This window comes from Paenibacillus profundus (genome assembly GCF_021369635.1).
Taxonomy (GTDB): domain Bacteria; phylum Bacillota; class Bacilli; order Paenibacillales; family Paenibacillaceae; genus Paenibacillus_B; species Paenibacillus_B profundus.
This window is the reverse complement of sequence record NZ_JAJNBZ010000005.1, coordinates 178,299-188,808: the sequence shown is the minus strand read 5'-3', so window position 1 is coordinate 188,808 and position 10,510 is coordinate 178,299. Positions and strand designations below refer to the sequence as shown.

13 protein-coding genes are annotated in these 10,510 nt (G+C 48.0%); all 13 read left to right on the top strand.

The window, feature by feature from the left end:
- The first annotated feature begins 280 nt into the window (after positions 1-280).
- The 13 genes from ypeB to LQV63_RS09565 all read left to right on the top strand — a co-directional run bounded on the left by ypeB (position 281) and on the right by LQV63_RS09565 (position 10,496).
- Positions 281-1,621: a germination protein YpeB gene (gene ypeB, locus LQV63_RS09625; protein WP_233696517.1), complete on the top strand. Its 1,341-nt coding sequence runs from the start codon at positions 281-283 to the stop codon at positions 1,619-1,621.
- Between the two features lie 141 nt (positions 1,622-1,762).
- Positions 1,763-2,407, top strand: a complete 645-nt coding sequence (locus tag LQV63_RS09620; protein WP_019419177.1) for a flagellar brake protein — start codon at positions 1,763-1,765, stop codon at positions 2,405-2,407.
- A gap of 65 nt (positions 2,408-2,472) precedes the next feature.
- Positions 2,473-2,721, top strand: coding sequence for a hypothetical protein (locus tag LQV63_RS09615; RefSeq protein WP_233696516.1), 249 nt, complete (start codon positions 2,473-2,475; stop codon positions 2,719-2,721).
- 202 nt (positions 2,722-2,923) lie between these two features.
- Positions 2,924-3,613, top strand: a complete 690-nt coding sequence (gene cmk / locus LQV63_RS09610; protein ID WP_019419175.1) for a (d)CMP kinase — start codon at positions 2,924-2,926, stop codon at positions 3,611-3,613.
- Positions 3,614-3,631: 18 nt separating this feature from the next.
- Positions 3,632-4,222, top strand: a complete 591-nt coding sequence (locus LQV63_RS09605; RefSeq protein WP_019419174.1) for a lysophospholipid acyltransferase family protein — start codon at positions 3,632-3,634, stop codon at positions 4,220-4,222.
- 249 nt (positions 4,223-4,471) lie between these two features.
- Positions 4,472-5,686 carry a 30S ribosomal protein S1 gene (gene rpsA / locus LQV63_RS09600; RefSeq protein ID WP_019419173.1) on the top strand — a complete coding sequence of 405 codons (1,215 nt, stop codon included), beginning with the start codon at positions 4,472-4,474 and terminating at the stop codon, positions 5,684-5,686.
- 98 nt (positions 5,687-5,784) lie between these two features.
- Positions 5,785-6,390 (top strand): hypothetical protein, encoded by a 606-nt coding sequence (locus tag LQV63_RS09595; RefSeq protein ID WP_233696515.1) that lies wholly within the window; start codon positions 5,785-5,787, stop codon positions 6,388-6,390.
- 126 nt (positions 6,391-6,516) lie between these two features.
- Complete coding sequence (gene der / locus LQV63_RS09590) at positions 6,517-7,839, top strand: ribosome biogenesis GTPase Der (RefSeq protein WP_019419171.1); 1,323 nt, start codon at positions 6,517-6,519, stop codon at positions 7,837-7,839.
- A 12-nt stretch (positions 7,840-7,851) separates the two neighbouring features.
- Positions 7,852-8,466, top strand: coding sequence for a glycerol-3-phosphate 1-O-acyltransferase PlsY (gene plsY / locus LQV63_RS09585; protein WP_019419170.1), 615 nt, complete (start codon positions 7,852-7,854; stop codon positions 8,464-8,466).
- The gene (locus LQV63_RS09580) at positions 8,456-9,487 is read left to right on the top strand and encodes an NAD(P)H-dependent glycerol-3-phosphate dehydrogenase (RefSeq protein WP_233696514.1); all 1,032 of its coding nucleotides are present in this window, start codon (positions 8,456-8,458) and stop codon (positions 9,485-9,487) included. The genes plsY and LQV63_RS09580 overlap by 11 nt, the downstream gene beginning before the upstream one ends.
- Positions 9,488-9,578: 91 nt before the next feature.
- Complete coding sequence (locus LQV63_RS09575) at positions 9,579-9,857, top strand: stage VI sporulation protein F (protein ID WP_019419168.1); 279 nt, start codon at positions 9,579-9,581, stop codon at positions 9,855-9,857.
- 126 nt (positions 9,858-9,983) lie between these two features.
- Entirely contained in the window at positions 9,984-10,163 is a 180-nt protein-coding gene (locus LQV63_RS09570) for a DUF2768 family protein (RefSeq protein ID WP_019419167.1), read from the top strand.
- Positions 10,164-10,196: 33 nt separating this feature from the next.
- Positions 10,197-10,496, top strand: a complete 300-nt coding sequence (locus LQV63_RS09565) for a 2Fe-2S iron-sulfur cluster-binding protein (protein WP_019419166.1) — start codon at positions 10,197-10,199, stop codon at positions 10,494-10,496.
- The last annotated feature ends 14 nt before the right edge of the window (positions 10,497-10,510 follow it).

The window sequence follows — 10,510 nt, the reverse complement described above, 5'->3', positions numbered from 1 at the left end:
GCGAATATGCTCCCAGAAAATGCTACGAGAACAAAAGGGTCACTTTTCAGCACCGAGAAGGTTGCGTGAAGCCGAAGAAGGAACGGAGTGTAGGCATGACTACATGAGTACCGTACTTCGAGGGTGAATGCAAGATTCGATCCGAATATGCTCCTAGAAAAGCTTCGTGATCAAAAGTGAAAGAGCGTAACGTTTGGAAACCATGCATAAAGCTCCCGAAATTCCAGCAAACTATGGTCAGTATGTTATACAAGTTGCTGTGAAGGGAGACGTTTGTACGATGTATAAACGATTAAGTGCGGTGCTGTTTCCGATAGTTACGTTCTTTTTTATTGGAGCGATTGTATGGGGATATCAAGAGCATCAAGAGAAGAACTCCATCTTAATTAAAGCAGAGAACCAATACCAGCGGGCGTTTCACGACTTGTCGTATCACGTCGACAAGCTGCATAGCGAGCTAGGTCAAACGTTGGCTGTCAATGCCAAGTCACAAGGCATGCATCGCAAAGGGCTAGTCAATGTGTGGCGCATAACAAGTCAAGCTCAGAACGAAATTAACCAACTCCCGCTTACACTGTTGCCGTTCAATAAGACGGAAGATTTCTTGTCGCGTATTTCTAACTTTGCTTATCGCACGGCTGTTCGTGATTTAACGAAGCAGCCGCTATCTGACGATGAAGTGAAGACGATGAAGACACTGCAGCAGAATGCATCGCAAATCTCTAAAGATCTGCAAAGCGTGCAGGGAAAGGTTATTAAGAACAACCTTCGATGGATGGACGTTGAGACTGCCATGGCCAGTGAGCAGAAAAAGATGGATAATACAATTATTGACGGGTTTAAAACTGTCGATAAAAAAGTGGGGCAATATCCTGAATTAAATTGGGGTCCGTCTGTTGCCAGCGTATACACGAAGCGTTCCGTTAAGATGCTCAAAGGACAGCCGCTCACGGTTGAACAGATTAAAACGAAAGCAGAAAAATTTTTGGAGCATAAGCCTAATGAGCCTGTCCAAGTAAGAGTGAACGGAAAAGGGACGGAGTATGAATCGTATACTGCGTTTACGAACGTAAAAGGTGATGGCAGTTCTATTTCGTTGGACTATACGAAGCAAGGAATGCTGATGTCTTATATGGACACCCGTTCCGTGAAGGCAAAACGTATCTCGATAACTGAAGCCGAGCAAGCGGCAAAGAAATTTCTGAAGAAGAATGACTACCCTTCAATGGAAGTGGTCCGTTATAACGAATTCAATCATGTGGGCAGTTTGATGTTGGTCCCTATTATTGACGGAGTGTATGTATATCCTCAACAGATAAGCGTGCGTGTCGCGCTCGATAACGGGGAAGTAACAGGACTTCAGGCGACAGATTACATCTATGAGCATAAAGACCGCACAGTAGGCAAGCCGAAGATAACGATGAAGGAAGCCCGTGCGATGCTGAATCCGGACATGCACATTCTGTTCGACCGTAAGTCCCTGATCAAAAATGATTTGGGGGAAGAAGTGCTGTGCTATGAATTTGGCGGTAAAATTAACGGTGGCGCCTACCGTGTTTATATTAATGCAGAGAATGGCATAGAAGAGCAAATTGAAGAAATGCCGATGTTAAAAAGTTAACTGAGCGGAATATGAAGCTGTGAAGGTGCTATCCTCCACCTCATTCTTTTATGCGATGCATGAAGGAGTCGGTTGGAGAAGGAGCACCTTTTTCTTTTGGACTCCTACAACCCATGCTATAATTGGCGTGGAGGGGAGCACATGTTACCTAATATAAATGATATGATGTACATGCAATCGGTTCGTGCGCAAGCAGGCGACCCAACCTATAAATCCCGAGTTACGGAAATCGATGAAGAACATTTGTGGATTGAAATTCCTTTGTGTGAGCAAACGGGGAAATATGGAGTGTTCGCAGCAGGCGAAGAGTTGGATGTTTATTACTCGCAAGAGGATGGCATGAAGTGGCACTTTCGAACCCTTGTGACGGGAAGACGGCAGGACACGATTCGTATGTTGTCCATTCGGAAGCCGGAGCAGCATTGGCTTACCAGAATGCAGCGGCGCAATTATTTGCGTGTGCAGGCTAATCTGGAGACAGCCATCAGCACGATGGATGGCGTGAAATTTATTGCCTTGTCGGAAGATATTAGCGGAGGCGGGATGTCCTTCGTCACACATCCGAAATGGGGACTTCGAGAGACACAGCTGCTGCAATGCTGGATTGCTGTTTCATTTCGCAGCGGAGCAATTGAACACGTTCCGTTCACGGGGCAGATTGTTCGTATCCAGCCTATTCATGAGGAAAGAGTAGCGGTCATGGTAAAGTTCGAGCAAATCTCTGAAGTGGAACAACAGAAATTAATTCGTTACTGCTTTGAACGGCAGTTTGAACTGAGAAAGTGATACATACCAGCCGCATAATTTTTCCATCCTGACGATATACTACCACAATAAAATGTGGGGTGAGTATGATGAGAACAGTGTGGCCGCATCGCAGCAAGCATGTTCCTCAGGAGATGAAGGAGCATGAATTCGAAGATGAAAAATACCGGCTGTTGCTGTATTGGGACAACTGTGCCCGCTGGGTGACGCGCATATGTATTTCGTTCGTCATCCTGGTCGTTGCCGCCCAATGTTTGCTCTTGATTGGCGGATTTCGCCATTATTTATGTCCGGTGGAACGGTTGGAAGGAATTCTTTATAAGTACGTGTCCTAGGCATAATTAGTGACATCCAACCGAACCGCAACTCTTTTTTGAAGCAGACTCGTTTTGCATCCCTTTTTTAAGTGTGGTATAATTTTCACGTCGCAGGCAATGCCTGCTTTTTTCTTGAATGAACGTTACTACTGTGGTTTCTATTTACAGTGCGTGTTCATAAAGATTCTTACAGGTATGACTAGGGAAGGAGTCAGTCCCGTTGACACAACAGTGTGAGACTACGACGCAACGAATGAATATCGCCATCGACGGGCCTGCAGGAGCTGGAAAGAGTACGGTTGCCCGCCTCGTCGCTCGTGAGCTAGGATATGTTTATATTGATACGGGCGCCATGTATCGTGCCGTATCATTACATATGACACGGGTATGCATACGTCCGGATGAGACGGATGCGCTTTCGGAAGAGATGAAGTGCTTGAGAATTGAACTGCGGCCGGAAGCGGAACGTCAATTCGTCTTTCTGAATGGAGAAGACGTGACGGATGCGATACGAACGTCTGAAATGAGCCGCTTGGCTTCATTATACGCGCAAGTCGGAGTCGTACGAGAACAACTGGTTGAAATGCAGCGTCAAATGGCAAAGCGCAAAGGGGTGGTCATGGACGGCCGTGATATCGGTACACATGTGCTTCCTGATGCGGAAATGAAGTGGTTCATAACCGCTTCCGTAGAAGAACGGGCTCGCCGGCGATACGAGGAATGGAAAGACAAGGAGAATGCTTCGCTGGAGCATTTCATCCAGGAAATCGCCGACCGTGACCGACAAGACGAGACGCGTGAAGTTTCCCCGTTAAAGCAAGCGGAAGATGCCGTTCTGCTGGATACGACGGGAATGACAATCGCCGATGTCGTGCGCGTCATCGTAGATCGCGCGATCATACGAAAGTGATGGTGAACCGTAGCTACTATGTTCTATACGTTTTGCAGGGCGCTGCTTCGATTCTTCTACCGGATTCTGTTCCGATTTGAAGCGAAAAACAAACATTATGTGCCTAAAGAGGGCGGGGTCGTCTTGTGCTCCAACCATATCAGCTTGTTGGATCCCCCGGCTATTGGAATACTGCTCGATCGGCGCATCCGATTCATGGCCAAAGCGGAACTGTTCAAAGTTCCAGTATTCGGCCCGGCAATAGACGCGTTGGGAGCGTTTCCCGTTAAGCGCGGCGGTGTAAGTAAAGAAACGATCCGCACGGCATTCCAATTGCTGAACGACGGCGAGATTATGGGAATATTCCCGGAAGGCACCCGTAACACAGACGGAGCGGTTGCTGCGAAGAAGGGCGCTGCGATGATAGCGTTGCGAAGCAGAGCTACCATTGTGCCTGTGGCCGTGATCGGCAACTACAAACTATTTCGCAAGACTAGAGTGTGTTACGGTCCGCCAATCGATATGTCAGATCTGCTGGCAGAGAAGGGAAGCGACGTGCTCGAGAGAGCAACGGAACGCATTATGGAGCATATCCAACGTATCATTAAGGAAGAAACTGCTTCTTCATGATACAGCGCATGCATGTTTTTCTCATTAGGAAAGATACTACAGGTATTATTTACAGGTTATACCCTTAATTTCGTTACGACATCTGAATTTCTATACGGATATCCTTATGGAACGTTAGATTTCAGGTTCGCATAATAGCATCCACTTATCGAGGTCTTTATCTTTTTGAAGAGACATAGATAAGAGTTCCTTATGATTCCTGCATAGCAGGTTTCAATAAATGGGGTTTCAATCGAGGAGGTATTTCACATGTCTGAAGAAACAAAAGTGAATGAAACGGCCGAAACGGCTAACCAAGAAGCGATGGAGAACATCGTAACCTTGAAAAAAGGTGACACCGTCAAAGGCGCGATTGTCAAAATCGATGACAACCAAGCATTTGTAAGCATTGGATATAAATATGACGGTGTAATTCCTATCCGCGAGCTGTCTGCCGTATCCGTTGACAAAGCTTCGGATGTTGTTGAGGTAGGCCAAGAAGTGGAATGTAAAGTAGTAAGCATCGATGATGAGAAAGAACGTCTCGTGCTTTCGAAACGTCAAGTCGACGGCGAACAATCCTGGGACTTGATGCAGCAGCGCTTCGACAATCAAGAGGTGTTCGAAGTAACGGTTGCAGACGTAGTGAAAGGCGGCATCGTCGCAGATGTAGGCGTGCGCGCATTTATTCCTGCCTCCATGGTAGAACGTCATTTTGTTGAAGATTTCAGCGACTACAAAGGTCGTACGCTGCGCGTGAAAGTAAAAGAAATCGATCGCGAAAACAACAAACTTATTCTTTCTCAAAAAGATGTATTGGAAGAAGAGTTCGAAGCGAACAAACTACGCGTGATGGCGAACCTTCAAGAAGGTCAGGAATTGGAAGGTACCGTACAACGCTTGACACAATTCGGCGCATTTGTTGACGTAGGCGGCGTGGACGGATTGGTACACGTGTCCGAAATCGCATGGCAGCATGTCGATAAACCGTCCGATGTTGTACAAGAAGGCCAACAAGTGAGAGTAAAAGTATTGAAAGTTGACCCTGCCAACGGCAAGATTAGTCTGAGCATTAAAGCGACTCAACCGGGGCCTTGGGAGCAAGCTGCTGATAAGATCAAGACAGGCGACATCATCAGCGGTGAAGTAAAACGTCTCGTTGATTTCGGTGCGTTCGTTGAAGTGACGCCTGGCGTGGAAGGTCTGGTTCATATTTCCCAAATCGCTCACCGTCATATCGCGACTCCGTTCGAAGTATTGAAGCAAGGTCAGACGGTGCAAGTGAAGGTGTTGGACTTCAATCCTGCAGAGAAACGCGTTAGCTTGAGCATTAAAGAAACGGAAGAAGCTCCAGCTCAAGCTCCGAAGCCAGAGAAGAGAATCAAGGAAGAACTGAACAACCCGAACGTATCTCTCAACAACCAAGCAATGAGCGTGACATTAGGCGAACGCTTTGGCGACATGCTGAACAAATTTAAAAAATAAGTTGAATTCATTATTTTTCGGCGGACTCATTGCGAGTCCGCCGATTATTTTTATATCTCCCTTCAAATAATACGAAGAAACGTTAGGGAGATGGAAGCTTGACACCTGGGATACTGTCTTTTATTGTATGGATCTGCTTCTTCATCTTATTGGCGAGCGGCTGGCGAACCGTTGTGCTGAGACACGTATCGTGGCGCTGGATTATCTGTATCGGGGTGTCTTGGATATTGCTGAACCGATTCACCGTTACGATAGCTGCAGCAGGCAAAGTAAATGCAGCATGGTTGTTATGGTGCCTTGTCGCAGTGCTGCTCCTGTTGGATCAGTTCATTAGGCTGCGCGGCTTTACTTTATTAGGTCACATCGGATTGGTTGCTGCCGCTTGGTTGTGGCTAGAGCTGTTAAAATGGTCATCCATCAGCTTGCTCCGACAATTCAGCAAGGAATGGATCATCGCGGCGATTATCAGCTTGATGGTTCTATCTGTATCCAGACGGTGGACGTATCAATGGATCGTGCTTACACTCGGACTGGCTTGCGGAGATTTATTTATTCAAGTGAAAAGCGGAGCGTCTTCTGAGCTCGGGAGTGCGGGGCTGCAGGATGTATGGTGGGTGTCCTTTATGACCGTTCGAATGGTTACAGCTGCAATGCAATGGATAAAGGGCAGATGGAGAGGCACAAAATGGAAGCAGGCAGATTGAAGGTGAGCGTTCTGGAATGTGCGCTGAAAAATGGAGAGTGCTCCTGCAAATTGGTTAGCCAAGGGGCCAATTTTTTGATATGATGATGTACGTGTATATGTTGCAAAAGATGAAGGAGTGAACTGCATGGCAAAACCCGTTGTTGCCATCGTCGGGCGGCCGAATGTCGGCAAGTCCACCATTTTTAACCGAATTATCGGCGACCGATTGGCCATTGTAGAGGACAAGCCTGGCGTGACACGCGACCGTATCTACGGGACGGGCGAATGGAACGGGAAGCCGTTCAGCATTATTGACACGGGCGGAATTGAGGTTTACGGAGAAGATGAGATGCTCCGTTCAATCCGGGTTCAAGCCGAACTCGCGATTGAGGAATCTGACGTCATCGTGTTCATGTGTGATGCCAAGACCGGTGTGACCCAAGCCGATGAAGAAGTGGCGCAAATGTTGTTCCGATCCGGCAAGCCGGTTATCGTTGCGGTGAATAAAGTGGATAATTTGAATCGCATGGACGATATTTATGAGTTTTATAGCTTAGGCTTCGGTGATCCGATTCCGATCTCGGGTTCACATGGTACCGGATTGGGGGATTTATTAGATGAGGTTGTTGAGAAATTTCCGGATCTAACCGATGAGGAATATGATGATGATGTCATTAAGGTAGCTCTTATCGGGCGGCCTAACGTAGGCAAGTCATCGCTTGTCAATGCCATTCTAGGTGAAGAACGCGTTATCGTGAGCGACGTGGCTGGTACGACCAGGGATGCGATTGACACCCCGTTTGAGAAGGACGGACAGAGGTTCGTTATTATCGATACGGCTGGAATGCGGAAACGCGGAAAGGTCTATGAGACGACTGAAAAATACAGCGTAATGCGTTCTCTGAAGGCGATTGAACGTGCTGACGTCGTACTGGTAATCATCAACGGCGAGGAAGGGATTATCGAACAAGACAAACATATCGCAGGCTATGCTCATGAAGCGGGCAAGGCCGTGTTGTTTGTCGTCAATAAGTGGGATATCGTGTCGAAAGATGATAAAACGATGCATCAATTCGAACAAAAGATTCGCGATCATTTCCTGTTTATGACATACGCTCCAATCGTGTTCTTATCCGCAAAGACGAAGCAGCGATTACATAAACTGCTCCCGGTTATCGAACATGTCGCGCAGCAGCATGCGAAGCGCATTCCGACGCACCTCCTGAACGATGTCGTATCGGATGCGGTTGCTTACAACCCGCCTCCAACGGATAAGGGACGACGCCTGCGCATTAATTATGCGACGCAGGTTGCGGTGAAGCCGCCGACGATCGTGATCTTCGTCAATGATCCGGAGCTAATGCATTTCTCCTATGAGCGTTATTTGGATAATCGCATCCGTGCTTCGTTTGACTTTGAAGGCACACCGATCCGGTTATTCACACGCCGGAAATCCGATGAAGGTTAGGGGCGAGCTGAGGTGACCTTGTCTATAATTGCGATCGTAGTCAGTTATTTGCTCGGCTCAGTCAGCTTCAGTCTGCTCATAGGGAAATGGCTGCGGGGTATCGATATTCGCCAGCATGGAAGCGGCAATGCCGGAGCGACCAATACGCTGCGGGTGCTGGGGAAGGGTCCTGCAATTGGCGTATTATTGTTAGACGCAGTCAAAGGGATTATCGCCGTTCTAATTGGACGTTGGCTTGGAGATGATTCATGGGTGATGGTGCTGTGCGGAATTGCGGCCATCGCTGGTCATAACTGGCCGATATATTTCCGGTTCCGCGGCGGAAAGGGGATTGCAACGACGATCGGCGTGTTGGCGATTTTGGCGTTCTGGCCAGCGCTCTGCGCCGGTGTTCTTGCGATCGCCTCGATTGTATGGAAGCGTTATGTGTCTCTAGGTTCTTTGATTTTTACGACGATGACCCCGGTATTCTTGTTGCTATTCCGTTATGATTGGAGTATATTCTGGGGCAGCTTGCTGTTGTGCGCGTTTGCGTTCTATCGTCATCGCGGCAACATTGTCAAGCTGGTGAAAGGGACGGAGAACCGTTTAGGCTCGAAAAAAGGAGGAATGCCACGTGTCCGTTAAGGTCGCGGTGTTCGTCGCGGGAAGTTGGGGAACTGCGCTCAGCGAGGTATTGGCTCAGAACGGATGCAACGTCTCGCTATGGACCCGGAATGAACGCCAGGCGGAAGAAATAAATACGAAGCATAGCAATCATAAATATTTGCCGGACGTTACGTTGCACCCTGACCTTCATGCGACATGCTCCATGGAAGAAGCGATGGAGGGTGCGGAAGCTTGCCTCATCGTGGCGCCGTCGGCTGCAATGCGTCAAGTGACGCGGCAGATGAAGCCTTACTTTACGGATAAGATGATAATCGTACATGCAACGAAGGGATTCGAGACCGAAACGTTAAAGCGTATGTCTGAAGTGATTGCCGAAGAATTGGAATGCGGGGAAGACCGTATTGCCGTATTATCCGGACCAAGTCATGCGGAAGAAGTCGTCAGACAATGCCCGACTACGGTAGTTGTAGCATCCACTTCGACGGAGACGGGAGAAAAAGCGCAGGATCTGTTCATGAACGAATCGTTTTTCCGCGTGTATACGAATCAGGACGTTATTGGAGTTGAGCTGGCCGGCTCGCTTAAGAACATTATCGCGCTAGGGGCCGGATTGTCAGACGGCATCGGATACGGCGACAACGCGAAAGCGGCCCTCATCACGAGAGGACTTGCGGAGATTGCCCGGCTCGGCGTCGTGATGGGCGCGAACGCACTAACGTTTGCTGGTCTTGCCGGTGTTGGCGATCTGGTCGTTACGTGTACGAGTCAGCACAGCCGGAACTGGCGTGCCGGCTCGCTTATCGGCCAAGGGCATGCTGTGGATGAGGTGCTGTCGCAGATGGGAATGGTCGTAGAAGGTATTCGGACCACGAAAGCCGCCTATTTGCTCGCGCGGCAGTATGATGTCCAATTGCCAATTACTGAGCAATTGCACCGCGTCTTATTTGATGGCAAAGAACCGAAGAAAGCAGTCGAACATTTAATGGGCCGCGTTCGCAAAAATGAAATCGAAGAAGTCGCGAAATCGTCGTGGTCATAATGCGACATCGTTAGGATATTTGTCGGTACTTTTTCACCTTTGAACGGGACTTATCATACACTGTATGAAGTCTGACCCGAGGAGGGACAAAATGCCGAACAATAAATTTTCTAAGGACGCATTGAACGCGATTAACAAGAAGACCGGCAAACATATTACCGAAAATCAAATAAAAAAGATTGCCGGCGGGGTGAAGCCGAGTACGATGCAAAGTGAAGCCCAACTGCGGCAGTTGATTAAACAAGTCGCTTCAATGGCCAAACTGCCTGTAACGGAAGCTACGATAAATGAGATTGTGAGCACCGTCAAGCGAAGCGGTACGAACCCAAGCAACTTGGAAGGCATCATGAAGCTGATCATGAAGAAATAAGCTTCATTCCTATGTTTCTTGATCGAGAAAGACGACACGTTAGCGATAAGCTAACGTGTCGTCTTTTGTTCTTTTAAGACGGATGGTATAATGAGAGCAGTTTGCGCAGATGGGAGAATCGGGAAAATGGACAGTATGACTAAGATGTGGGTATCCTTTATCGGAATTGGCCTCATGGCTTTTTCCGCATTTCTGATTATGTTTGCCAGGCATAAGACGAAAGGATGGATTCGTGGTATCCTTTCTTTTATCGCTTTCATCATGCTGTTAGCGGGAATGCTGTATGGAATTATATCGATTGTGTAATACATAAAACTTTGGCGGAAGGAGTGACTTTTGATGGCGGATATTACATTAACAGCACGTACAGGGGAAGCAACCGTCACGGTGCCGCTCGGTACTACGCTTTTGGATGCGGCCGTTCAGGCGGACGTGGGTTGGAATTATGCATGCACGCGCGGCACGTGTGCACGCTGCCGCTGTGTAGTTGAGGAAGGACGCGAGCATTTATCCGAAGTGACGGATGCCGAATGGGATCGCATGGAAGAAGAAGAATTTGCAGAAGGATATCGACTTGCATGTCAAGCGGTTATTGAGACGGATGGAGTCATTCGCGCCGCCCACAAGCCTTATTTTTAGTACAACTTTTGAAC

Excerpts from the sequence above, each read along its gene's own strand:
- ypeB (WP_233696517.1), top strand. The coding sequence starts at position 281 with ATGTATAAACGATTAAGTGCGGTGCTGTTTCCGATAGTTACGTTCTTT.
- LQV63_RS09620 (WP_019419177.1), top strand. The coding sequence starts at position 1,763 with ATGTTACCTAATATAAATGATATGATGTACATGCAATCGGTTCGTGCG.
- LQV63_RS09615 (WP_233696516.1), top strand. The coding sequence starts at position 2,473 with ATGATGAGAACAGTGTGGCCGCATCGCAGCAAGCATGTTCCTCAGGAG.
- LQV63_RS09605 (WP_019419174.1), top strand. The coding sequence starts at position 3,632 with ATGTTCTATACGTTTTGCAGGGCGCTGCTTCGATTCTTCTACCGGATT.
- rpsA (WP_019419173.1), top strand. The coding sequence starts at position 4,472 with ATGTCTGAAGAAACAAAAGTGAATGAAACGGCCGAAACGGCTAACCAA.
- der (WP_019419171.1), top strand. The coding sequence starts at position 6,517 with ATGGCAAAACCCGTTGTTGCCATCGTCGGGCGGCCGAATGTCGGCAAG.
- LQV63_RS09575 (WP_019419168.1), top strand. The coding sequence starts at position 9,579 with ATGCCGAACAATAAATTTTCTAAGGACGCATTGAACGCGATTAACAAG.
- LQV63_RS09570 (WP_019419167.1), top strand. The coding sequence starts at position 9,984 with ATGGACAGTATGACTAAGATGTGGGTATCCTTTATCGGAATTGGCCTC.
- LQV63_RS09565 (WP_019419166.1), top strand. The coding sequence starts at position 10,197 with ATGGCGGATATTACATTAACAGCACGTACAGGGGAAGCAACCGTCACG.